We start from the raw sequence: 23,513 nt of genomic DNA on the forward strand, positions 1-23,513 counted from the left end.
GAATATTGTTTTCACATTGCCTCCACTCACGGAGCAACAGACAATTATGACGCACATCAATAAAATGATGCATTCAATCCTTTCTGAAATTGAAAGAGCATACCGCGAAATCGCCCTCCTCCGCGAATACCGCACCCGCCTCATTGCAGACGTTGTCACCGGCAAACTTGATGTCCGTGAGGCGGCGGCGAACCTGCCCGACGAGGACGACGGCCTTGGGCAGATCGATGCGTGTGAAGCACTGGATAAAGGTGATGACGGTTATGATGACAAAGGATCCGGGTCCGGTGAGGAGTATGGGGGGGATGAACAGGGGGGGGAGGTCCGTGAAGTATGACCATCATTCACCCTGCTGAATATCTCATTGGACTGGTCAACGAGCTACGCAAACTGCCGCATGAGACCGAATGGGCCGAGTTCAAAGTAAATAATTACGACCCGCAGAAAATTGGCGAATACATCTCTGCACTGTCCAACGCCGCTGCTTTGAATGGCAAGGCGTTTGGGTATCTTGTCTGGGGGGGTATTGAGGATGGGACACAGGCTATCGTCGGCACCACCTTCTCTCCCCCCCGGATGGCCAAAGTTGGTAATGAAGAACTGGAAAACTGGCTGCTGCGTCTGTTATCCCCCCAGAATCAACTTTCGTTTTTTGAGGTGAATGTTGATGGGAAACAGGTCGTTCTGCTGGAGATTGAACGGGCCTTCCGTCATCCGGTACAGTTCCAAAACCAGGAGTTCATCCGGGTGGGCTCCTACAAAAAGAAACTCAGGGACTTTCCCGAAAAAGAACGGGCACTATGGCGCATCTTTGATCAGACACCCTTTGAGGACGGTATCGCAGCAGAACGGATTGCGGATGGAGACGTCCTGAAGCTGCTTGATTATCCCGCCTACTTCGACCTGATGGATCTTCCGCTGCCGGAAAGCCGTGAAGGAGTCCTGCACGCACTGGCAGACGATGAAATTATTGTGGCAGCCGATGCAGGTGGCTGGAACATCACAAACCTTGGCGCAATACTGTTTGCCAAACGTTTGAGCGACTTCCGGTCACTTCGGAGAAAGGCGATGCGAATTATTTGCTATCGTGGCAACAGCCGTATTGAGACAATTAAGGAGCAGATGAATGACAAGGGCTACGCGAGCGGTTTTGAAGAACTGATCGCCGCCATCAACAATCTCTTACCTTCCAATGAAGAGATTAAACAAGCCCTGCGTAAGACCGTCCCTGTGTATCCCGAGCTGGCTGTGCGTGAACTGGTGGTGAACGCGTTGATCCATCAGGATTTCTTCCTCACCGGTAGCGGCCCGATGGTAGAGATATTCGACGATCGCATGGAGATCAGCAATCCGGGAAAGCCGTTGGTAGCAACCGAACGATTCCTTGATACCTCCCCCCCGAAGTCGCGGAACGAAACCTTGGCATCCCTGATGCGGCGCATGGGCATCTGTGAAGAGCGGGGGGGGAGCGGTATTGACAAGGTGGTGTTCCAGACGGAGTTCTACCAACTCCCTGCTCCCCTCTTTGAAATGGCAGGTGAGACAACACGAACGATACTCTTCGCCCCTCGTCCGCTTACCAGGATGGACAAGGCGGATCGCGTGCGGGCCTGTTACCTTCATGCCTGCCTGAAATATGTGAACCGGGAATATTTGACGAATAGCTCTCTACGTGAGCGGTTTGGAATTGCACCGAAGAACAGTGCAACAGCTTCCCGATATATCAAAGAGGCATTAGGCATGGGAAAAATTGTCCCTTACGATCCGACGGCAGGCTCAAAGATCATGAAATATGTCCCCCCCTGGTGGGCAGCACCAGACGCAGGAGATGCTTGATCAGTCCCTCATCGAAGTGTCAATGAGGTTATGATACATCTGCAATATCTCGTTTTTTCAAAATATGCACGGAAATACGCTCCCAAAGTTTGTTTGACGGGTGTTTGACAAATCCCTTTCCTGCTGATCTTTGCTTTCGGCAAGAACCTAATATTTTGTGTATTTTTGAAAATTAACCGATATGTGCTCGTATCAATTTGCTTGACGGGTGTTTGACAAATCCCTTTCCTGCTGATCTTTGCTTTCGGCAAGAACTCGATATTTTGTGTATTTCTGAAAATTAACTGATATGTACTCGTAACAATTTGCTTGATGGCTACTTGACGGGTACTTGCTGATTTCCTGTCCGGAGGTAGCGTCATGAATGCTGATATCCGCGAATAGAAGGGCTTAAACTCCTGTTTCGGGCAGATAAATCCTTTGATAAGTAGCGGAAGGTCCTTTGACGAATGAAATACAAAATCATAGCCAAATCCTTAATTTCCTGCAAGGCAAGTCTAAACATAATGGATTTGCTGATGGCTGGCTGACAGAGGGGATACAGTGACCACGGACACCACCGAAAATGGGCTCGAACGGTTGATCTGCACAGCCCTTACCGGTGCACCCTGTGATTCGGGCGGAGGTTCAGAGGGTCAGGTCGGGGAACGCCCCCCCGCTGTCTATGGTGCGGGCTGGATCTGTGGGAAACCCACCGACTATGATCGCGAATACTGCATTGACCTCGTCCAGTTCGGGGCCTTCCTTCATACAACCCAACCGGGGGGGTGGCAGAGAGCCTCGCCCTCGATGAGGACGGGCCGACCAGGCGGAAGTTTCTCGCACGACTGCAGGGCGAAATCAGCAGGCGGGGCAGCATCGATGTGCTGCGCCGTGGGATTGATCACGGGCGGCACCATATCGATCTCTTCTACGGCACGCCGTCGTCGGGCAACACTGTTGCAAAAGAACGCTACGACGCAAACCGCTTCAGCGTAACCCGGCAGCTCCGCTACAGCCGCGACGAGACGCAGCTTTCTCTTGACATGGTTCTCTTTATCAATGGACTCCCTGTCGTCACGTTTGAACTGAAAAACACTCTTACCAAGCAGACGGTTGAGGATGCGATTCATCAGTACCAGCGTGACCGCGACCCGCGGGAAAAACTCTTTGAGTTCGGTCGCTGTGTAGTGCATTTCGCATTGGACGAGCATGAAGTGCGCTTCTGCACCCACCTGAAAGGCAAAGGTTCGTGGTTTTTACCCTTTAACAAGGGCTGGAACGACGGTGCAGGCAACCCTCCCAATCCGAGCGGGCTCAAGACTGACTTCCTCTGGAAACAGATCCTCACCCGTCGTGGACTGACCGATATCCTTGAGAACTATGCACAGATTGTAGAGACCAAAGATGAAAAAACCGGGAAGAAAAAGGCGGATCAGATATGGCCACGTTTCCACCAGCTCGATGTGGTTCGCAGGCTTCTAACTGATGCACAAGAGCATGGTGCCGGTAGGCGTTATCTCATCCAACACTCGGCGGGCAGCGGTAAATCAAACTCCATCGCATGGCTTGCTTATCAGTTGATTCGTCTTCAGAAAAACGAAACCGAGGTCTTTGAATCTATCATCGTGGTGACCGACCGGCGTCTCCTCGATCAGCAGATCCGCGACACCATCAAACATTTTGCACAGGTGAAAGCGGTCGTGGGTCATGCGAAGGACTCCGGCGACCTGCGCCGGTTCATCGAGAGCGGCAAGAAGATCATCATCACAACAGTGCAGAAGTTCCCATTCATTCTGAACGAAATTGGCAATGAACCGCGGGGACGACGCTTTGCAATCATCATCGATGAGGCACACTCAAGCCAGGGTGGCAAGACCTCCGCAGCGCTTTCGCTGTCTCTCTCTGAAGCGGGTGCAACAGAGGACGGCGAGACAACAGAGGACATCATCAACCGGCTGATGGACGGAAAAAAGCTCCTCACCAATGCCAGTTATTTCGCTTTCACCGCCACACCCAAGAACAAGACCCTTGAGATCTTTGGCGAACCGCTACCGCAGACGGATGGTACGGTAAAACATGTGCCCTTCCACAGCTACACCATGAAGCAGGCGATACAGGAAGGATTTATTCTGGACGTCCTCAAGAATTACACACCGGTGAACAGCTATTACCGACTGGTCAAAACAGCGGAGGGCGATCCGGAATTCGACACCAAAAAAGCACAGAAAAAACTGCGCTGCTATGTGGAAAGTCATGATCATGCGGTTCGTCTCAAGGCCGAGATTATGGTGGATCACTTCCATGAGCAGGTACTGGCACTCAACAAGATCGGTGGACAGGCACGGGCGATGGTCGTCACCAGCGGCATCGAACGGGCCATACAGTATTTCTGTACAATCCGGGACTATCTCATTGAGCGCAAGAGCCCGTATCAGGCCATCGTCGCATTTTCAGGTGAGCATGAGTATGGCGGGATGAAAGTCACCGAGGCGTCACTCAACGGTTTTCCATCAAACAGCATTGCGGATAAAATCCAGACCGACCCATACCGTTTCCTGATCTGCGCTGACAAATTTCAGACCGGGTATGATGAACCGCTGCTACACACGATGTATGTAGACAAGCAGTTATCCGGGATCAAGGCGGTTCAGACGCTGTCACGCCTCAATCGGGCGCACCCGAAGAAGCATGACGTCTTCGTCCTTGACTTCATGAACGACACCGATCAGATTCAGTTGGCATTTGCAGATTACTACCGCACAACCGTCCTGAGTGAAGAGACCGATCCCGACAAACTCCACGATCTGAAGGCAGACCTTGACAGTTACCAGGTTTACGCAGATTCGGAGATCGAGAATCTCGTGACACTCTACCTCAGCGGGGCAGACCGTGACAAGCTTGACCCAATCCTTGATGCCTGTGTTGTCATCTACCGGGAACAGCTTGACGAGGACGGTCAGGTTGACTTCAAGAGCAAGGCCAAGGCGTTCACCCGGACATATGGATTCCTCGCATCGGTTCTGCCATACAACAACGCAGGGGGGTGGGAGAAGCTCTCAATATTCCTCACCTTCCTAGTGCCAAAGCTTCCGGCCCCCCACAAGAAGACGACCTCTCAAAGGGCATCCTTGAAGTAATTGACATGGACAGCTATCGGGCGGAAAAACAGGCGGTGGTACGCATACAACTCCCGGACGAGGATGCCGAAATCAACCCGGTGCCAACAAGCGGCGGCGGACACAAACCGGAGCCTGAACTTGACCAGCTTTCAAACATTATCAGGACTTTTAACGACCAGTTTGGAAATATTCCCTGGGCCAACAGTGATCAGGTGCACAAACTGATTACCGAAGATATTCCCGTGCGTGTCTCTGCTGATACCGCTTACCAGAACGCAAAGAAAAACTCTGACAAACAGAACGCCCGTATCGAGCATGACAAAGCCCTTGGCCGGGTAATGAATGCCATACTCAAAGACGATACAGAACTGTTCAAACAGTTCATGGACAACGAATCATTCCGGAGGTGGATGAAAGACACCGTGTTCGGTCTCACCTATGAGGATCACGCGACGGGCTGAACTGTTCATCCTGGGTGCTTACCTGCGTTCTGAATCGGATCATACTCTGATCCGCACACCTTTATTTATCCCGCCCTCTTTCAGGGGGCGTCATCCTATTTATTATATGTCCAACCTGATCAAATATTATTTATATATTTGGTTATATCAACTGAGATATAGTGGATGATTCGGGGGGGCGTCACAGAGTATCGGAAATATTCTCATGGTATTTCTCGTAGTGCTGTTCGCCGGTGTGACTTTTGTATATGTGATGAGCATTGAGGAAGGCAGCGCCATCGGCGACTATACACCCCCCCAGTATGCCATGATGGATGCAACGGTCATACCGGCACTCTCGGCGCTTAACACCTGGGACGCAGATTCCATCAAAATTCGGTTCACTGCCGGAAATGAACTCGATTTGCAGTATGAGGAAGGGGGGGTGTATGCCGGAACGGAAGGCATCAAATTCATGCTCATCGATCCGGACGGCGGATCCCATGAGGCGATGCAGTCCATAACCATGCAGGGACAGAGAATCAATCCGGGTGCAGAGTTCTATTATTTCACCGTATCATCCGGTCTTCCGTATTATATCACCAATGCATATTCCCGGATCGGGGGATGACAGCACCTGGGGGGGAGGCGACTGGTCATACCCCAAACCCTTTGCATCAGGGACATGGCGGGTTCAGATCATCGATGACAATCTGGGTGTGCTCATCGCAGACGAAGAGGTGGTGATCTGATCTCGTCTCCCGGAATCATACGATGAGTTTCCCGCACCCGTTTTCTCACTCCTTTTTTGCAATGTAGCGATACTCCTGACCGCAGGGGTATCGACATCCGATCTGCGGGTGATGGCTGTCTGCAACAGACCTCCCGGTCTGCCGGGGAATAGCTTTTATTTTATGACCGCCAGTTCCGTGTATGATCTTCAGACACGCAGCAGATGTCCCTGCCGAAGAGATCAAACGGCCGGGTTTTTCCGGCGTGACCGTCCGGTTTCTCGTAACCGCTGCCGATGACAACCCGCGGTGTGCCCTCTGGCTTCTGGAATTTCATCCGGGGGGGGTCCACCGACTGGCACCGCCACCAGGAAGAGCATCAGATATATTTGCTTGAAGGGGGGGAGGGGGGGGTCGTCGTCGGTGATGACAAGACAAAGACCTCCGTCCGTGCAGGCGATGTCATCTCCACCCTTCCCTGCGAGATCTGATCATGAATACCGGCACCGGCATGCTGAAGATGATCTGTGCAGTCCCCCCCATTCTTCCGGGAACAACCGGGAGACAGACCACACCGTGTGATGAATAGTGGAGATATCAGGATGGTTCCTATGTTCTCTGTGCATACCGAGAGGTTCAGACTGCCGTCACGAAGAGGGCCTCGTAACAATAATCCCCTATGGTGGGCATACATGAGAAGAAGTTATGCTTGAACTGAAGTTTATTCGAAACAACCCGGATGTCGTCAGGGCGGATCTCACGAAGAGGGGGGGAGATGACGAAAAGCTTGCCTGGATAGACGACCTGCTGGAAAAGGACATCCAGTCGCGTGATATGCAGATTGATATCAATACCATGCGAAACCGGCGCAATATCATCAGCCGGGAGATTAAGGAAGCAAAAAAAGCAAAACAGGATATCTCAGGATTTCTTGAAGAGGCAAAATCCCTGCCTGCTCAAATCAGGGAAGCGGAAGCCGCACTCGAAGAGGTAAACGGGAAAATAAAATTCTACCAGATGCGGATCCCCCCCAACATCCTCCACGAGAGTGTTCCGGTCGGTGCGGACGACTCCGAAAATGTGGAGTTCAAAAAATGGGGCGAGCCTGTCGTTCCCTCCTTCCCGCTGAGAAACCACGGTGAGCTTGCGGTTGAAAAGGGCCTTGCCGAGTTCGAGCGGGCGGCAAAAATATCCGGTGCAGGATTTTATATGCTGAAAGGAAACCTGGCGCTTCTGGATCTGGCCCTCCAGCACCTGGCCCTTGACGTCCTTGGTGAACGTGGTTACACGCCGGTCATCCCGCCCTATATGATGAACCGTGCCGCATACGAGGGCGTCACCGATCTGGGGGGGGACTTTGAGAACGTGATGTACGCGATTGACGGCGAGGACGAGTTTTTAATCGCGACAAGCGAGCACCCCCCCATGGCCGCGATGTACATGAACGAGATCTTTGATGAAAAAGACCTCCCGCTCAAACTGGCAGGGGTCAGCCCCCCCTGCTTCCGGCGCGAGATAGGCTCGCACGGGATTGACACCCGTGGCCTCTTCCGGGTTCACCAGTTCAACAAAGTCGAGCAGTTTGTCTATTGCAAACCGGAGGATTCGTGGGCACTGCATGAGGAGCTCCTGAAAAACTCCGAGGATATCTTCCAGATGCTCGGTCTGCCCTACCGGGTGGTAAACATCTGTACCGGGGGGGATATCGGAACCGTTGCTGCAAAGAAATATGATATGGAGGTCTGGATGCCGCGTGAGGAGGCCTACCGCGAGGTTGTTTCCTGCTCCAACTGCACCGCCTACCAGTCGGTGCGGCTGAATATCCGTGCGAGAGACGCCCACGATTTCGAGAACAAGTATCCCCCCCTCCATACCCTCAACAGCACGGCGGTTGCAACCACCCCGGACGATTCGGGCCATTATGGAAAATTATCAGGAAGAGGACGGCACGGTTGTCATCCCCCCCGAAGTCCTGCGGCCCTACATGAACGGCGCAGAGACTCTCTGATACTCATTTTTTCCGGCTCTTGTGAGGGTGTTAAAAAATTGAATACATTTTTCCGGCTCTTTCATTTTCCGGACATTTTTAAAATGACTCGCCGGTAAATCCGAACAGGTGCGGAGATAAATCCTGAGATCAGGATCGTGCAATCAGCAGACTGTAATAACTCCCGTTCCAGGAGATGACTTTGTATTTGTGGCCGCCGTCCATGCAGTCTTCAACGGAGTATTTTGACATGATCTCGTCAGTTGCCTTTCCCTGAACACGAACCGTGCTGATAAATTCCCCGCCATTGGGATCGATATTGTTAAACAGCTCCCTCAGCTGGGGGGGATACCTCTGAAAATCATCCTCTGATAGCTCTACGATTTCGGATGTGATATTGTCCCCCCCGGAGTTTCGCTAAGATAGATAGTTCCTCCCAGATCCTGAGATACAAAATGCAGACCGACGAACAATACCGCTATGATCGCAATGAGTATGATACCGGCTGCCATTGCCAGTTTTTTTCCTATTCCCATATTATATGCCACCGGATTTTTCGTATTCGTTATAGTATCTGACCGACTTGTCCCGGAACATATGCGGGTGAACAAATGGTCGCCAGGTATTCAATATATATAACTCCTTATATGTCTGTTCTGACCAAACCATCGAAGTGCCGCTCCCTGTCCTGATGATTCAGCCGAAATTACCTGCATCCTCAAACAGAACGGTGCATACAATCAATAGCTATTTTGCATTAAAAATCGCATTTTTTTACGTTGAATCCTGATAAATAATTCCCGGATTGTGGTTCAGGGGGGGTTCCGGGAAACAATCGAGAGGGTAAAATCATGAAACTGACCATTGCAGGAATTTTTCTGCTCATAATTATCTTTGCTGCCGGTTGCGTTGCATCGCCCCCCCCTGCGACGGGAAGCGACAATCAGGGTGCCGCTGCCTCTATGACAATACCGCTGTCTCAGGCTGATGAAGCGACAGCAAAAAACCTTGACGAATACATGACGGCGCTTGGCGACGCCGGTCAGTTCAGCGGGGGGGCCGTAGTGGTGGCCCGGGGGGGCGATACCATCCTCCTTTCAAAAGGATACGGCATGGCAAACGAGGAGTTCTCTGTCCCTAACACACCGCAGACCGTATTCCCTATTGCCTCGAACACCAAGCAGTTCACCGCTGCCGCCATCATGAAGCTGCAGGAGCAGGGCCGGCTGAATATTACCGACCCGGTTACGGAATATATTCCCAATGCCCCCCCGCGATGGAAGGATATCCGTATCTATCATCTGATGAACCATACATCGGGAATTCCGAATCTGGGAGGATATTGTATTACTGACTCTGCGGATCTCACCCTTCCCGAACTCGTGAAACGGTTTGCCGACCTTCCCTCACCTTCGAGCCCGGGGGGGAGGGGGGGTATGCCTATTCCAATAATGGCTACACCACGTTAAGCTCCATCATCGAGCAGGCATCGGGGGGGCAGTCATATGACGAATACCTGAAGGAGAATTTCTTTTTACCTCTCGAAATGACCAGCACAGGACCGGACAATGCCCGCGATGTTTTTCCCAACCGTGCGTCCGGCTACACCACAATGGACGGGAAGCGGATTCATTACGATCTCCAGAATATCCACAACCTCTATGGGGGCCGGTTCGCTCCACTCCACGACCGAAGACCTCTTCGTATGGGAGCGGGCATTCCACACGCCCGGTGCCATCCTTACTTCGCCGTCGCTCGATGCGATGACAGAATACGATTATGGGATTGCATGTGGTGTCATGAACAACCGCACCTCCATCGGTCACTCCGGGCACGTTTTAGGGTTTGTTTCGGAAACTGCCTATTTCCCGGATGAAGATGTGTGTGTCATCTTCCTTTTAAACCAAGACAGGATGCCGACGGCAAACCTCTACGAAGACCTTCCGGCCATTGTCTTTAACGAGCCGTATTCCCTGCCGCAGAAGATTGATCGCAAGGCCGTTTCTCTGACAGCAGAAGAACTCGGGGGAATACGTAGGAGTTTATCCGTCGGATTTGGATGAGACATGGATGTATACGGTATTTACTGAAGGTAACCGCCTGTTCTACACCTCGGATGTGCCCTATGAGACCGTTGAGCTCTTCTTTGAGAGTAACGATACGTTTTTTGTGACCCCCCCGGAATCAGCAGACTCGGTCATATTTACGCGGGATGCCAACGGGACGGTCAACGGGATGATCTGAAACGGTATACCCGTCACATCGCGATTCTCATACATTTTTATATTCAGGAATAGGCGGAATCCCTTCTCACCGACAAGACGCAAGGGGGGGGATGCTCGACATATTTATACAATGACGTACAAATATGTGCATAGGTGATGCCGGTGGAATGGATTCCGCAATACAACTGAACCTGTCTGTAAAAGAATTCGAAACAATTGCAGAAAACTGCACCAAGCCCCTGATTATCCCCCTCTGTACCGCCCTGCCGGAAGCTCCGCTTCCCAGTAGCGAATATGGGTTTATCCTTGAGTCCCTCGATACGAAGCGACGGGATGCACGTTACTCGGTGATGGGGGGGATGGAGCCTGTGCTGACCATATCAATCGGGGAGACCCTCGGTCTGATCGGTGACGAACGGTATGTCGCCTGTGCACGCCGGGCACCCGTGGGCAAAACTCCGGTGGATACCATCCGGTCGGTGGTTGATGCCTTCACGGTATGTGCAGAGAACACTCCGGAATTTACCGGGTGCTTTGCCGGATATTTTTCCTACGACCTTGTCTACGCACTTTTTGATCAGCTGTCAGAGCACCGGAGAGGAGTGAACGAAACGCCTTTGGCCGAGTTTATGCTCACCCGTGAGAGTGTTGTCATTGATCACGATGAGAACAGGAGCTACCTCTTCAGCTATCCGCTGATCACCGAAGATTCGATTCCTTCCGAGGAATACCGGAAGGCAGAACAACGCATCCGGGAACGGGTCTCCCGAATCTCCGTGCAGGAAAAATCCGCATTCCCGGATCATCCGTCCGTGAGGCCTGCCGCTGCACCGTCGTCTGCAAACCTTACGCAGGCAGTCTTTGAAGAGCGGGTAAGACAGGCGAGGGAATACGTCCACGCGGGGGAAATCCTCCAGACGGTCATCTCCTGGAGGATGAAGTGCGCCTACACCGCACCACCCATTTCTCTGTATTCCGCCCTCAGGGAAGTGAATCCGAGCAATTATATGTACTTCCTTGACTTCGGGAAGCGGCAGGTCATCGGGTCCAGCCCGGAGATGCTGGTGCGAGTCGAGGGAAAAACGGTCACGACGGTCCCCCCCATCGCCGGCACCCGTCCGCGGGGTCGGAACGGCGAAGAGGACATCGAACTTGCCCGGGATCTGCTCGCCGACAAAAAGGAGTGCGCCGAACATCTCATGCTTGTTGACCTTGCACGCAATGATCTGGGCAGGGTCTGTAAATATGGCTCGGTCGCCCCCCCGGAGACCTTCATGGACGTTGAGAAGTTCTCCCACGTGCAGCATATTGTCTCACGGGTGAGCGGCGAGCTCCGGGATGACTGCGACCGGTTTGATGCCTTTGTCTCCTGTTTTCCTGCAGGGACGGTCTCCGGTGCGCCGAAGATACGGGCAATGCAGGTCATCGATGAACTCGAAGATGAGAAGCGGGGGTATCTATGCCGGAGCGGCAGGCTACATCGGCTCAACGGGGACCTGAACCTTGCGATCGCCATCCGGACGGTCATCGTTGAAGATGGACAGGCTGCTGTGCAGACCGGGGCAGGCATCGTCGCCGATTCCGTGCCGGAGAAGGAGTACGCCGAGACCATGATGAAGGCCGGTGCCATGCTTGCAGCAATTCGGATGGCGGAGGAACGATCATGAAGGTGCTCGTGATTGACTGCTACGACAGCTTCACCTACAACCTCTGCCAGATGATCGGCCGTCTGGGTGCAGAACCGGTGGTGGTGCACAATGACGCATCGCCGGAAACCCTCCGTCTCCGGGATGTCGAGCGAGTCATCCTCTCCCCCCCCGGCCCCCCCGGCCGGCCTGAGGAATCCGGTCTCTGCCTGCACGCCCTCAACACCATTTCCCGGGACATCCCGACACTGGGTGTCTGTCTCGGGCATCAGGCGATCTGCCTGAACTTTGGAGGAGAGGTTATCCGGGCAGATCACCTGATGCATGGGATGACCTCCCAAATCTCTCATGACGGATGCGGGGTCTTTTCCGGGATTGAAAACCCGTTTACGGCGACCCGGTATCATTCGCTCATCGCGGATAAGGAGTCGCTGCCCGATGAACTCGCGGTGACTGCGGTCAGCTGTGATGACGGCTATGTTATGGGCGTCCGGCACCGGGACTATCCGGTGGAGGGCATCCAGTTCCACCCGGAAAGCATCCTCACCAAACAGGGCAGACATCTGATGGAGAATTTCCTCGGGGGGGCGGATGCCGATGATGCAGGAGAGCATCGCAAAGGCAGCGGCCCGGACAGATCTCACGGTCGGTGAAGCAGCCTCTGCCATGCATATGATGATGACCGGCAGGGCGACCGATGCACAGGTTGGCGCTTTTCTGACCGCAATGAGCATGAAGGGGGGGAGACGACCGCAGAGATTGCCGCGTGTGCGGGGGGGTGCTCAGAGAACATGCCGCATCCATCAGCCGCAGGTGGCGGGCACCCTCGTTGATACCTGCGGCACCGGCGGGGGGGATATGCGGGGCACCTTTAATATCAGCACAACGGCTGCGTTTGTTGCCGCCGGTGCCGGTGTTCCTGTTGTCAAGCATGGAAACCGGAGTGTGAGCAGCCGGTGCGGTTCTGCGGATCTGCTGGAAGAGCTGGGCGTCTCTCTGTCCCTCCCGCCGGAACAGACCTGCCGCATCATCGAAGAGACGGGCATCGGCTTTCTGTATGCACCTCTCCACCACCCGACCATGAAAACCGTGGCAGGACCCCCCCGGCGTGAGATCGGGACTCGCAGCCTCTTCAACATTCTCGGGCCGCTCGCAAACCCGGCCGGGGGGGCAGAGGCCCAGCTTGTCGGGGGGGTCTATTGTCCGGAACTAACCGGAACGGTCGCCGAAGCCTGCGGATACTCGGCACCGGGCGGGCGATGGTCGTTTACGGGGGGGATGGTCTCGATGAGATTACCACGACCGGAGTAACCCGGGTTTCAGAGCTGAAGAACGGAACCATAGACCACTACGAGATCCGGTGCCGTGACTTCGGCATCCCGGAAGCGACCCGGCAGTGCTCCGGGGGGGAGGCAGTGTGGAACAGAATGCAGCGATATTCCGGCATGTCCTGAGGGGGGGGACGAGGGGCCGGCCCGTGATATCGTGCTTATGAATGCCGGGGGGGCGGCGATTTGCATCGGCGGCAGGGCTCATTCGCCTGAACAGGGCATCCGTTGTGCGGAGGCTGCGATTGACTCGGGGGGGCGGGCACAGGAAAAACTGGACGCGCTTGTGAAAATGACGGGGGGGGAACTCCACTATGATACTTGATGATATTATCAAAATGACACAGCTTCGCATCCGGGAACCGGAAGAGAGGGGGGGAGAGACTGCCTCCACGAAGCCTGAAGGATGCAATTTTGTCTGTTCCGGGCAGCACGCGGTGATTGCCGAAATTAAGTTTTCCTCTCCGTCCGCGGGCCGGATACGGGAACGGACAGATCCGGGACAGATCGCAGTGGCATACCGGAAGGGCGGGTGTGCGGCGATATCGGTTCTCACGGAACCTGCATATTTCGGGGGGGGCAGACCGGAGGATATTGCGGCGGTAAAAAACGCCGTCCCCCCCCTTCCGGTATTGCGAAAGGACTTCATCATCGATCTGCGCCAGATTGCAGAGACGAGATTCCTCGGAGCGGATGCCGTGCTTTTGATTGCCGGTCTCTTAGGTGAGCGTCTCGGGGGGGAATTTGTATCCGCTGCGTATGCCGCGGAACTTGAACCCCTGGTCGAGGTGCATACCTCTGCTGAGGTGGCACTGGCCCTTGCCTCCGACGCGGAGATGATTGGCATCAACAACCGTGACCTTTGCACGATGCAGCTACAGCCGGAGACAACGGCTGCACTGGCACAGCCCATACGGGATGCCGGCAGAATTGTCGTCTCGATGAGCGGCATCGGGGGGGGAACCGGAGGATATCCGGCGGCTCGCCCCCCCGTATGCCGATGCCTTCCTTGCAGGGACAGCCTGATGTCCGCAGAAGATCCCCCCCAGACGGTGCTGGAGGAATTCGTATGCGCATAAAAATATGTGGCGTGACCTCGCCTGAGGATGCCTGTCTGGCGGAGGAGGCCGGAGCCGATGCGGTGGGCGTCGTTGTCTTCAGCGATTCGCCGCGTTCGGTTGCAGTCGAGCGTGCCGGAGAAATATTCGATGCCCTTGGCCCGTTCACCACCGGGGTCTGTGTGACCGCGACAGAGAATGCGGAGGATATTGATGAGATGCTTGCCCTCCGGCCCCCCCGGCGGTGCAGGTGGGGCAGATGTCTCACTCCCCCCCCGCACCCCCCCCGCTCGTGTCCTGCGGATGGTTGCTCCCGGAGAGACGCCGTCCCGGCCTGTGATGCGGTCGTCATCGATGCCAGCAGGGGGGGAAGGGACTGGCCTTCAGCCGGGAGTTTGCCCGGCAGATGCTGGAGAGATCTTCTCTCCCGGTCGTCCTTGCCGGAGGGCTGACCCCCCCGGAGAATGTCGGGGCGGCAGCGGCTCTCGGGCCTTATGCCCTTGATGTGGCATCCGGTGTTGAAAGCCGGCCCGGCGTCAAGGATTCCCGTCTGGTGCGTGCATTCGTCAGTGCATGCAGGAGGCAGGCATGAGCACCGGACGGTTCGGCCCCCCCTACGGCGGACAGTTTGTCCCCCCCGAAACTCTGATGGCCGCGGTAACGGCACTTGAGGAGGGGAGAAATGCCGTCTGTCCGACGCCAGAGTTCCGGGACGAACTTGCGTTCTACCTGAAGGAGTATGCCGGACGGGAGACGCCCCTGACCTTCTGCCGGAATGTCTCTGACGATATGGGCTGCAACGTCTATCTCAAACGGGAAGATCTTCTGCACAGCGGGGGGGCGCACAAACTCAACAACACCCTCGGACAGGGCCTTCTCGCACGCCATATGGGCAAGAAACGGCTGATTGCCGAGACCGGTGCCGGGCAGCACGGGGGGGTGGCGACAGCGATAGCAGGCGCCGTGCTGAACCTCCCGGTGGAGGTGTATATGGGGGAGACCGACTGCCAGAGACAGCGCCTGAATGTCTTCCGCATGGAGCTGATGGGTGCGAAGGTCATCCCGGTGACCGGTGGCACGGCGACCCTGAAGGATGCGGTCAATGAGGCGATGCGGGAATGGGCGGCCAGCAGCGAGGATTCTGCCTATATTCTCGGTTCTGTTGTCGGCCCGCACCCCCCCTACCCGGAGATGGTCCGGGATTTCCAGACCGTGATCGGAACCGAGGCCCGGCAGCAGATCCTTGATCGGGAGGAGCGTCTCCCGGATGAGGTGATCGCCTGTGTGGGCGGCGGTTCCAATGCCATCGGCATGTTTTATCCCTTTTTGCAGGATGATGTGAGGCTTGTGGGTGTCGAGGCCGGGGGGGGCAGGGGGGGCAACGCACCCGGTGAACACGGTGCCTCGCTGAAGAGCGGCCGACCGGGGGGGATTCTGCACGGTGCTCTTTCCTACCTGTTGCAGGACGCGGACGGACAGGTGATTGAGACGCACTCGGTGGCAGCGGGTCTGGATTACCCCTCGGTCGGGCCGGAGCACAGCATGCTCAAAGATGCCGGGCGGGTGCACTATGAAAGTGTGCCGGATGCAGATGTTCTGAACGCATTCCGCTACCTCTCCCGCAGGGAGGGTATCGTGCCGGCCTTGAGTCGGCACATGCGGTGGCCTACCTCATGAGGGAGCAGGATCGGTTTGAAAGAGATGATGTCGTCATCATCAACCTCTCGGGGGGAGGGGGGGTGACAAGGATATTTCACGGGAGGTGGTGCATGCACCGATTTGAAACGGTATTCGAGCGGCCGGCGTTCATCGCCTTCACGGTGGCAGGCGATCCCGATTACGCGACCTCGCTTGTGGCGGCGCAGACCATCATCCGTTCCGGGGGCGGACATACTGGAGCTGGGCATCCCGTTCTCTGATCCGGTGGGTGACGGCCCGGTTATCCAGCGGGCCGATGAGCGGGCGCTTTCTGCCGGGGCAACGACCGATTCAGCCTTTGCACTGGTGCGGGACGTCCGCAGGGAGTCGGACGTGCCGGTCGTGCTGCTCGTATACGCCAACACGGTCTTTGCCCGCGGGCCGGAACGCTTCTACCGGGAAGCGAAAGAGGCAGGCGTAGACGGGATTTTGATCGTTGATATGCCCGTGGAAGAGGCGGAGATGGTGCTCGCGTATGCAAAAAAGACCGGGATTGCCCCCCGATATTCACGGTGACTCCGACCACCCCGCCGGAGCGGGTGAACCGGATTGCGGAGATGGCCGGCGGCTTCCTGTATCTTGTCTCCCTTTCCGGGGTGACCGGGAGACGCGAGACGCTTTCTGAAGCGGCTGTCCCCCCCTGATCCAGAGCGTCCGGGAAGAGACGGATATGCCACTCGCCCTTGGCTTCGGGATTGCGACCGAAGCCCATGCCCGGCAGGCAATGGCGGCAGGGGGCAAATGGGGTCATTGTCGGCAGTGCGATTGTGGAGATCATCGAGAGACATGTCGGGGATGCAAAGGGGATGGAGCGGGAACTCTCGGACTACATCGTCCGGATGAAGGCGGCGGTGGGGGGTTCCGGTGGATTGCCGCTGTAATTCATCAATTCCTCCCTTTTTCTTTTCGGATTTATTTGCTCATCGGTGAAAGGCACTGGAGGTTTAGCATCGGGAAGCGGGAGCGGTGAAAGCACATATCCTCCTCTGAAAGAATAGTATGTGATATGATCCCTCCCTCCGGCCATCCCGCCCCCCCTGCCTTTGATCTCTTCAACGTCTATTTCGAGCGTATCTATGACCCGACGATGCACCTCGTCTTTGCCTTCGACGGGCACCTTGACGAAGCGGTGCTGAAGACGGCCACGCTCCGACTGCTTGAATCAGATCCCTATCTGAGGTCACGGTTTGCCGAAGACGATGGCATGCCTCGCTGGGAGGAGATCCTGGAAGTGGAGGGGGGGGAGCGGGCCTTTGTCATTCTCTCCTCCAATGGGGAGGGCGGAGAGGAAAATGCCCCCCCATTCCCTCCCGAAATCCCTCCCGCCCCCCCGCTGGATGTCCGTCGCGGGCCACAACTGCGGGTCTCTCTCCTGAGAGAAGAGGGGGGCGACCGGGTCACGGTCACCTGCATCATGGCTTCTGTGACGCGGGTGGTCTCCGGGATCTGGCACAAAACCTCTTTGCCACGTATGGAAAAATCCAGCGCAACCCGGACTTCCGGCCCGCTCCCACCGGGTGGTATGACCGCAGCATGGCGCCGGTCCTCGCCCGGTTCAGTGCGGATGAGATGCATGCGGCACAGGAAAACGAGGAGCCGTTCACTGACCGCTGGCGGTTTCCCTGTGAGAGAACGGTGAGGGGGGGGACGCCCCCGGATCGCCTCCCGGACATTTTCTCCCGCACGCCTGGTGCGGGCAAAGGCGTTTGGCAAAACACATGACGCCACGGTGAACGATATCATGATCGCTGCGTTCTTTCTTGCCTTCAAAAAGATCCGCAACGACCCCCCCGCGGATATCGGTTCCCCCCCCGCTCTCTTCTGACCTCGGCAGACCTCCGGCACTTTCTCGATGGGGGCAGACGGTGGAACAGACTTTCTGCCCATGAACCGCTCGGTCGCCTTTGAAGTCACTCTCTCCGCTGGTGAAGACGCACGACTGGAGGATATCATCAGTCAGGTGACCGCGGTGACGAAACAGCGGAAGGCGGAGGGTCTGGGGATGGGGCTCGGCTGCATTCTCTTCTACGAGGAGATCTGTGCGGGGGGGATGCCTGCAATCAGGGAGTTCTTTGACGGGATGATGCAGGGCTACGAGACGACGGCCCAGAAAAATCCGGTCTTCTCGAATATCGGAATATTCCGGGAAGAGGACTTCCTCCCGCTAACGGGAACGGATGGCCGCCCCCCCCTCGGTCTCCGGGATGTCTGCCTTCTCCCGTGTGTCTGCTGGCCGTATGGCTTTCTCATGGCTCTTTCCACCTTCCGCGATACGATGACGATTGTCACGGCCTATGAGGAGGGACCGTATTCGCGAGAGACGGTCGAGGAGTTCCTGGCGTTGGTGGACGGGTATCTGCCGTGAACCGTTTCCCATCTTTTTGACCCTTTTTGATACCCTGTTTTCAGGGATTGGAGGGTGATATGGATGTATTTTCTGCACGTATTTGTTGCCGGAAAAACATGTCCATAATGCCGGTTATTCGCTTAAAATCGGGTGGATTGCAGACTATATTGGGGGGGTCGCTATTGGCGGATATTTTTGAGAGGATGTGTGGCGTGTCCTGACGGAGAAAGGCCCGCTCCGGGCTTCTGTGGGGGGGATGTTTTTTCCGGGGGGGTGGAGATCTGCCTGATATGTAATTTGGCCGGGATTCTCCATTCGATGGTGGGGGGGTGTTGTCCAAAATAACGAGAATTATGAGTAAAGTGGTTTTTCATGTCGTCAAACCCGATCGCCTCATCTTCTTTTGAAGTAATTTGGATCTTGGAACCCGGAAGACACTCATGTGAGATGATCTTTATGCTGAATGGGTGATCTTCTGTCTTTTTTTATGTATTGTCGTGTTTTCTGGCAGTTCATCGGCATTGACGAAACATTTATGCTACTTCCCAGTGGTGGGTATGCACCAGTATTCCGCTGAAAAACAGATCCGGAAGACCCCCCCCGCTTCCACATTTGAGGAGGTATGATGGGGTATGAAAAATGATGTCTGGAAACGATCCCTCGTTTTCATTGCGATTGTATGGATTGGCATTGCTTCTGCACATGCGTGGCAGATTGAGAAGATAAATGCCGGAGGAAATGATACTGGCTGGGGCATTTCGCTGGCACTGGATTCAGGTGGGACTCCTCATGTCAGCACCTATGACATAGAATCATTCGAACTGAAGCATGTATGGAAGAGCAGTTCTGGGTGGGTTGACGAGACCATTGACGGTGGAGGGTATGCGATAGGAATGTCAATTGCTGTCAGAGGGGGATAATTTCCCTTCTGTCTGTTATTCATTGAGGAATTTCACCGATAAAAATGATCGTATTCTGAAATATGCCTGGAAGGACAATATTGGGTGGCATACTGAGACGATCGATGAAAATGGCGACCGTGTCGGATACTCTTCCCTTGCAATCGACAGTGATGATAATCCCCACCTTAGTTATTATAATCCAGAAGAGAATGAACTCCGGTATGCTTGGAAGGATGTATCAGGCTGGCACATTGAAATGTTTGATGATGTCGGTTATGCCTGCTATACTTCCCTTGCTCTTGATGATGATGGATATCCCCCCCATATCAGCTACAGTGAAGGTGGTGTTGATGAAGTACGATATGCCTGTAAAGATGCAGCAGGCTGGCATATTGAGACTTTTGACACCGTAGATGCGATATATACATCCCTCTCTCTTGACAGCGCAGGGTATCCACATGTCAGTTATGTCCTCAACGGTGAGAAGTATTTGAAATATGCCTGGAAAGACGCATCCGGATGGCATTCAGAACGGGTTGTAGGGGGGGGATGTGGGACCGATGAGGGTTGTCTCTGGGAAGTTCACTCTCTTGCACTTGGTGGGAATGATATGCCCCCCATATCAGTTATTGCAGAAGTGGAGTCGAAGATTTAATGTATGCCTGGAAAAACGCATCCGGATGGCAAACTGAAATCGTTGACAATATTGGTTGGGTTGGAATGTTTAATGATCTTTTTGTGGATGAAAATAACATTCCCCCCCACATCTGCTATCTTGATGAAGAAACCTCAGAACTGAAATATGCCATATGGAGCCCAAAAACTCCGGTTGAACCTTCGGATGCATGGCATACTACAATTGTTGACGGTTCTGTCTCGACATTAGCCGCATCAATCGCTCTTGATGCAAATGATTGCCCACACATCGCCTATCATGACTACACGAATGGTGACCTTAAATATGCATGGAATACCTGCACCAGATGGCAAACAGAAATTGCAGACAGCACAGGAAATTCCGGAAGAATGTCTTCAATTGCACTGGATGCAAGTGGAAATCCTCATATAAGTTATTATGATCATGACAGACGTGATCTGAGATATGCCTGGAAAGACAGCTCCGGGTGGCACACCAGTATCGTGGATAGTGATGGAATGGTTGGTTTTTATACCTCTATTGCCATCGACGCGGATGGAAATCCCTGCATCAGTTATCAGCATTCCGGCCTTGGGCAGCTAAGGTATGCCTGGAAAGATGCATCTGGCTGGCACATTGACGTTATCTGCAGTGGACAGTCTACCTCGCTGGCACTTGACAGCAACGATAACCCTGTCATTGGCTTCATTAGGGGGGGTGATACTATCTCTTACGCTTGGAAAGACAGCTCCGGGTGGCACACTGAAAATGTTGGCTCAGCACGGTTTGATATGTCAAGAATTTCTCTTGCCCTGACAAACAGTGATATGCCCTGCATCAGTTACTACACCAGTGATAGAAAGTTGGGATATGCTTGGGAGGATGTATCTGGCTGGCATGTAGAAACTGTTGATAAAGAGCGTGGTAAGGGTTTTTCCTCTTCTCTTGACCTTGATGGTGATGGAAATCCGCACATTTTGTATTATGATTCCCTTCATGCAAATATGAAATATGCCTGGAAGGATTTCACAGGTTGGAATAATGAATCGATCACTCCCGAAGGATACGGAGGATCTGATCTCTCTCTTGCTCTTGACTCTGCAGGCACTCCTCATATCAGTTATCGGGGGACACGGTCTCGAATACGCATGGCGGGGGGAACCGTCACCCGGTTGCAAAAGATGACGAGTATTCCACCTGGAGGAATCTAACACTCGATATCCTTGCTCCCGGTGTGCTTGAAAATGACATTGATCCGAGTACGAATTCTCTCGAAGCAATGCTGATGTCGGGCACGGCACATGGAAACGTGACACTCCACATGAACGGATCCTTTGTGTATGTGCCGGATGCAGGATACATTGGATCAGATTTTTTCACATATGTGGCATATGATGGTGAATTGTCCAGTCAGGAAGCAACTGTCTTTCTGATAATTTATGATAAATCTATTCCCACTCCTGAATTCCCCCTCTGTTCAGCGTTTGTGTGCGCTGGTGTGTGTTGGAGTCACTGCGCTCTTATTGAGACGGAAAAAAGACTAAAGAGTGATAGACCTCTTCAATTACTATTTTTTTGATGGTTTCCGGATCCTAAAAAAGGATATTATCTCACCGTCGCCGCACCCGCACCGACTCCGCATGGGCATGCAGCCCTTCGGCATCGGCAAGGGTCTCGACAATATCGCCAATCGCTTCCAGCCCGTCCCGGTCGATCATCTGGATGGTCGAGGTCTTGCAGAAGTGATCCACATTCAGCCTGAATACATGCGGGCGTATCCTGCCGTAGGGAGCACGTGGTTGGTGCCGGAGGCATAGTCCCCGCAGGCAACCGCGGTGAAGGGCCCGGCGAAGATGGAACCTGCGTTCTCGATTTTCGAGAGCACGGCAAAGGTGTCTGCCACCTGGATGGAGAGGTGTTCCGGGGCAATCTCGTTCATCAGGTCGATGGCCTCGTCCAGCGTCTCTGCGATGATATAACCGGAGTTATCCAGTGCTTTTTGGATAATCTCCTGACGCGGACTCTGTGCAAACATCCGGGCCACTTCTGCTGATGCCGCCTCTGCGATTTTTGTATCGGTCGTGACAAGAATGCATGCCGCCTTCGGGTCATGCTCGGCCTGGGCGAGAATGTCTGCTGCAATATACTCCGGTGTCGCGGTGCTGTCTGCGATGATGCCGATCTCTGAAGGCCCTGCCGGAAAGTCAATCTCCGCATGATCACGCAGGAGCATCTTTGCCGCGGTCACATAGATATTCCCCGGCCCGACAATCTTCTGAACCGGTGCCACCGACTCGGTACCGAGGGCCATTGCGGCAATTGCCTGTGCTCCTCCCAGTCGGTATATCTCAGAGACACCGGCGATATCAAGGGCCACCAAAGTCAGGGGGGGATGGATGGGTGGCGGCGTGCAGCAGCAGATCTCTTTGACCCCTGCCACCCGTGCGGGAATCGCCGTCATCAGGGCGGTGGACGGGTATGCGGCACGCCCGCCGGGGGGGACATAGGCGCCGATGCGGGAGAGCGCGGTCGTCTTCACCCCGAGGGTGATGCCGGGCTCCATCTCCTGCAGCCACATACCGGTGCGTTTCTGGAGCTCGTGGAACTGGGTGATCCGGGCCTCTGCCTCGATGAGACGTTCGGTGATCTCGGTGTCGACCTCATCGTAGGCCGCCTCTATCTCCTCTTCGGTGACACGGAAATTTTCGATATCAATCCCGTCGAACCGGGCAGTCAGGTCACGCAGAGCGGCGTCCTTTCCCTCTTGCACCTCTTGGATGATTGCCTCAACCGGCTCACGTACCCCATCAATGTCGGACCGTCGGGACTGCACCCAGGCCCCGACCTGCAGCGGTTTTAACATATGGAAATGCGTTCGTTTCAACATGCCATAATAGGGTACGTCCGGCAGATATCCTGCCGCAGGAATCCCCGGCAGGCCGGTCGAATATGGTATATCAATTATGGTTGATATTTGAACAAATGTAAAGAGTTATATTCAGATACGCCCGATGCTCTGGTGAGGATATCTGAACCGGATGCCGAAGACCCTGCGGAAGGGGGGGACTTCGGGTATAGCAGGTACGACCGGCATAACTCCATACCTTATGCGCTTTCGTGCCTCCTGCAGATACCCTGGCCATTTACGGGATACTCGCCCATACGCTCATTCAACGTATTCCCTCTCACTCCTCTGGCCGGGTCGTCTCTGGTGTTTTCCTCCCTCTTCCGCCCTGCATGAACCTGTGAATCCCCCATCCCCTTCATCCAATGTGGAATCATCAACTCTTCCGTATGGGAGCAAAAACCAATCTCAGGGACAGGGGGGGTTCACAACCTGCGGCCGTATCACAAGGTCCATTCTCCTGTATCCGATCCCCCCCTTTGTGGGACGGGACACCCACAGGGGGATATATACCGCTCCAGTGACACCACACTTTCCACAAACCCGGTGAGCGGCCCAGGTGGTTCTTTTGCAATCAGGCGTAGTTCTTCCCAGCCTGAACCGGCCTGCTCATTCCGGCACTGTCCTTGGTGGCCTTCCGTCGTAGCGGATGTATTTGTGACATAGTGCACC

General features: G+C 54.6%; 25 protein-coding genes and 5 pseudogenes. 26 read left to right on the forward strand and 4 right to left on the reverse strand.

Annotated features, from left to right (window positions below; translation table 11 throughout):
• Window positions 1-64 precede the first annotated feature (64 nt).
• Both JCM10550_RS01135 and JCM10550_RS01140 read left to right on the forward strand, forming a co-directional pair.
• Complete coding sequence (locus JCM10550_RS01135) at window positions 65-337, forward strand: restriction endonuclease subunit S (protein WP_218185074.1); 273 nt, start codon at window positions 65-67, stop codon at window positions 335-337.
• Window positions 334-1,836: an ATP-binding protein gene (locus JCM10550_RS01140; RefSeq protein WP_062396397.1), complete on the forward strand. Its 1,503-nt coding sequence runs from the start codon at window positions 334-336 to the stop codon at window positions 1,834-1,836. The genes JCM10550_RS01135 and JCM10550_RS01140 overlap by 4 nt, the downstream gene beginning before the upstream one ends.
• Before the next feature lie 627 nt (window positions 1,837-2,463).
• Here the strand turns inward: JCM10550_RS01140 and JCM10550_RS24070 are convergent.
• Window positions 2,464-2,586 carry a hypothetical protein gene (locus tag JCM10550_RS24070; RefSeq protein ID WP_281175200.1) on the reverse strand — a complete coding sequence of 41 codons (123 nt, stop codon included), beginning with the start codon at window positions 2,584-2,586 and terminating at the stop codon, window positions 2,464-2,466.
• A gap of 17 nt (window positions 2,587-2,603) precedes the next feature.
• Here JCM10550_RS24070 and JCM10550_RS01145 point away from each other — a divergent pair, with 17 nt between their 5' ends.
• From JCM10550_RS01145 to JCM10550_RS17855, 4 genes are all read left to right on the forward strand, one after another.
• Window positions 2,604-4,955 carry a type I restriction endonuclease subunit R gene (locus JCM10550_RS01145; RefSeq protein ID WP_218185075.1) on the forward strand — a complete coding sequence of 784 codons (2,352 nt, stop codon included), beginning with the start codon at window positions 2,604-2,606 and terminating at the stop codon, window positions 4,953-4,955.
• 5 nt (window positions 4,956-4,960) lie between these two features.
• Complete coding sequence (locus JCM10550_RS20220; RefSeq protein WP_218185076.1) at window positions 4,961-5,398, forward strand: hypothetical protein; 438 nt, start codon at window positions 4,961-4,963, stop codon at window positions 5,396-5,398.
• Window positions 5,399-5,603: 205 nt separating this feature from the next.
• Window positions 5,604-6,008, forward strand: coding sequence for a hypothetical protein (locus JCM10550_RS01150; protein WP_062396399.1), 405 nt, complete (start codon window positions 5,604-5,606; stop codon window positions 6,006-6,008).
• Window positions 5,983-6,129 (forward strand): hypothetical protein, encoded by a 147-nt coding sequence (locus JCM10550_RS17855; protein ID WP_157199807.1) that lies wholly within the window; start codon window positions 5,983-5,985, stop codon window positions 6,127-6,129. Before JCM10550_RS01150 ends, JCM10550_RS17855 begins: the two co-directional genes overlap by 26 nt.
• Window positions 6,130-6,174: 45 nt before the next feature.
• On the opposite strand, the gene JCM10550_RS17860 is transcribed toward JCM10550_RS17855, so the two are convergent.
• A complete protein-coding gene (locus JCM10550_RS17860; RefSeq protein ID WP_157199808.1) occupies window positions 6,175-6,411 on the reverse strand; it encodes a hypothetical protein in 237 nt (78 codons plus the stop codon).
• Here JCM10550_RS17860 and JCM10550_RS17865 point away from each other — a divergent pair.
• From JCM10550_RS17865 to JCM10550_RS01235, 20 genes and pseudogenes are all read left to right on the forward strand, one after another.
• Window positions 6,405-6,599, forward strand: coding sequence for a hypothetical protein (locus JCM10550_RS17865; protein ID WP_157199809.1), 195 nt, complete (start codon window positions 6,405-6,407; stop codon window positions 6,597-6,599). The two genes, JCM10550_RS17860 and JCM10550_RS17865, sit on opposite strands and share 7 nt — an antisense overlap.
• 214 nt (window positions 6,600-6,813) lie before the next feature.
• Window positions 6,814-8,116 (forward strand): annotated as a pseudogene (gene serS, locus JCM10550_RS01160) (serine--tRNA ligase).
• 830 nt (window positions 8,117-8,946) lie between these two features.
• Window positions 8,947-9,564, forward strand: coding sequence for a serine hydrolase (locus JCM10550_RS01165; protein ID WP_062396402.1), 618 nt, complete (start codon window positions 8,947-8,949; stop codon window positions 9,562-9,564).
• A 108-nt stretch (window positions 9,565-9,672) separates the two neighbouring features.
• Window positions 9,673-10,158, forward strand: a complete 486-nt coding sequence (locus JCM10550_RS21295; protein ID WP_245618572.1) for a hypothetical protein — start codon at window positions 9,673-9,675, stop codon at window positions 10,156-10,158.
• Entirely contained in the window at window positions 10,151-10,339 is a 189-nt protein-coding gene (locus JCM10550_RS01175) for a hypothetical protein (RefSeq protein WP_062396406.1), read from the forward strand. The genes JCM10550_RS21295 and JCM10550_RS01175 overlap by 8 nt, the downstream gene beginning before the upstream one ends.
• A gap of 148 nt (window positions 10,340-10,487) precedes the next feature.
• On the forward strand, window positions 10,488-11,987 hold the full coding sequence (locus JCM10550_RS01180; protein WP_062396407.1) for an anthranilate synthase component I family protein: 1,500 nt from the start codon (window positions 10,488-10,490) through the stop codon (window positions 11,985-11,987).
• A complete protein-coding gene (locus JCM10550_RS01185) occupies window positions 11,984-12,619 on the forward strand; it encodes an aminodeoxychorismate/anthranilate synthase component II (RefSeq protein WP_083475205.1) in 636 nt (211 codons plus the stop codon). The genes JCM10550_RS01180 and JCM10550_RS01185 overlap by 4 nt, the downstream gene beginning before the upstream one ends.
• Window positions 12,564-13,619 (forward strand): annotated as a pseudogene (gene trpD / locus JCM10550_RS01190) (anthranilate phosphoribosyltransferase). Before JCM10550_RS01185 ends, trpD begins: the two are co-directional and overlap by 56 nt.
• Entirely contained in the window at window positions 13,609-14,373 is a 765-nt protein-coding gene (locus tag JCM10550_RS01195) for an indole-3-glycerol-phosphate synthase (protein ID WP_062396409.1), read from the forward strand. The pseudogene trpD and the gene JCM10550_RS01195 overlap by 11 nt, the downstream one beginning before the upstream one ends.
• A complete protein-coding gene (locus JCM10550_RS01200; RefSeq protein ID WP_245618573.1) occupies window positions 14,364-14,804 on the forward strand; it encodes a hypothetical protein in 441 nt (146 codons plus the stop codon). The genes JCM10550_RS01195 and JCM10550_RS01200 overlap by 10 nt, the downstream gene beginning before the upstream one ends.
• The gene (locus JCM10550_RS21300) at window positions 14,759-14,944 is read left to right on the forward strand and encodes a hypothetical protein (RefSeq protein WP_245618574.1); all 186 of its coding nucleotides are present in this window, start codon (window positions 14,759-14,761) and stop codon (window positions 14,942-14,944) included. The genes JCM10550_RS01200 and JCM10550_RS21300 overlap by 46 nt, the downstream gene beginning before the upstream one ends.
• A pseudogene (trpB, locus tag JCM10550_RS01205) lies at window positions 14,941-16,088 on the forward strand (tryptophan synthase subunit beta); the annotation flags it as partial. The gene JCM10550_RS21300 and the pseudogene trpB, both read left to right, overlap by 4 nt.
• 187 nt (window positions 16,089-16,275) lie before the next feature.
• A complete protein-coding gene (gene trpA, locus JCM10550_RS24075) occupies window positions 16,276-16,566 on the forward strand; it encodes a tryptophan synthase subunit alpha (RefSeq protein ID WP_281175201.1) in 291 nt (96 codons plus the stop codon).
• Window positions 16,567-16,589: 23 nt separating this feature from the next.
• A pseudogene (locus JCM10550_RS24080) lies at window positions 16,590-16,931 on the forward strand (tryptophan synthase subunit alpha).
• 125 nt (window positions 16,932-17,056) lie between these two features.
• Window positions 17,057-17,689: a hypothetical protein gene (locus tag JCM10550_RS01215; protein WP_062396410.1), complete on the forward strand. Its 633-nt coding sequence runs from the start codon at window positions 17,057-17,059 to the stop codon at window positions 17,687-17,689.
• Window positions 17,690-17,740: 51 nt separating this feature from the next.
• Window positions 17,741-17,875: a hypothetical protein gene (locus JCM10550_RS24085; protein WP_281175203.1), complete on the forward strand. Its 135-nt coding sequence runs from the start codon at window positions 17,741-17,743 to the stop codon at window positions 17,873-17,875.
• Between the two features lie 27 nt (window positions 17,876-17,902).
• On the forward strand, window positions 17,903-18,415 hold the full coding sequence (locus tag JCM10550_RS01220) for a hypothetical protein (RefSeq protein WP_062396412.1): 513 nt from the start codon (window positions 17,903-17,905) through the stop codon (window positions 18,413-18,415).
• Between the two features lie 614 nt (window positions 18,416-19,029).
• Window positions 19,030-19,317 carry a hypothetical protein gene (locus JCM10550_RS01225; protein WP_062396414.1) on the forward strand — a complete coding sequence of 96 codons (288 nt, stop codon included), beginning with the start codon at window positions 19,030-19,032 and terminating at the stop codon, window positions 19,315-19,317.
• Window positions 19,298-19,954 carry a hypothetical protein gene (locus JCM10550_RS01230; RefSeq protein ID WP_157199812.1) on the forward strand — a complete coding sequence of 219 codons (657 nt, stop codon included), beginning with the start codon at window positions 19,298-19,300 and terminating at the stop codon, window positions 19,952-19,954. The genes JCM10550_RS01225 and JCM10550_RS01230 overlap by 20 nt, the downstream gene beginning before the upstream one ends.
• Window positions 19,954-21,147, forward strand: a complete 1,194-nt coding sequence (locus JCM10550_RS01235) for a hypothetical protein (RefSeq protein WP_062396417.1) — start codon at window positions 19,954-19,956, stop codon at window positions 21,145-21,147. Before JCM10550_RS01230 ends, JCM10550_RS01235 begins: the two co-directional genes overlap by 1 nt.
• Before the next feature lie 399 nt (window positions 21,148-21,546).
• Here JCM10550_RS01235 and hisD read toward each other — a convergent pair.
• Both hisD and JCM10550_RS17875 read right to left on the reverse strand, forming a co-directional pair.
• Window positions 21,547-22,799 (reverse strand): annotated as a pseudogene (gene hisD / locus JCM10550_RS01245) (histidinol dehydrogenase).
• A 485-nt stretch (window positions 22,800-23,284) separates the two neighbouring features.
• Complete coding sequence (locus JCM10550_RS17875) at window positions 23,285-23,512, reverse strand: hypothetical protein (protein WP_157199813.1); 228 nt, start codon at window positions 23,510-23,512, stop codon at window positions 23,285-23,287.
• Window position 23,513 lies beyond the last annotated feature (1 nt).

It is taken from the genome of Methanogenium cariaci JCM 10550, assembly GCF_001315945.1.
GTDB lineage: Archaea > Halobacteriota > Methanomicrobia > Methanomicrobiales > Methanomicrobiaceae > Methanogenium > Methanogenium cariaci.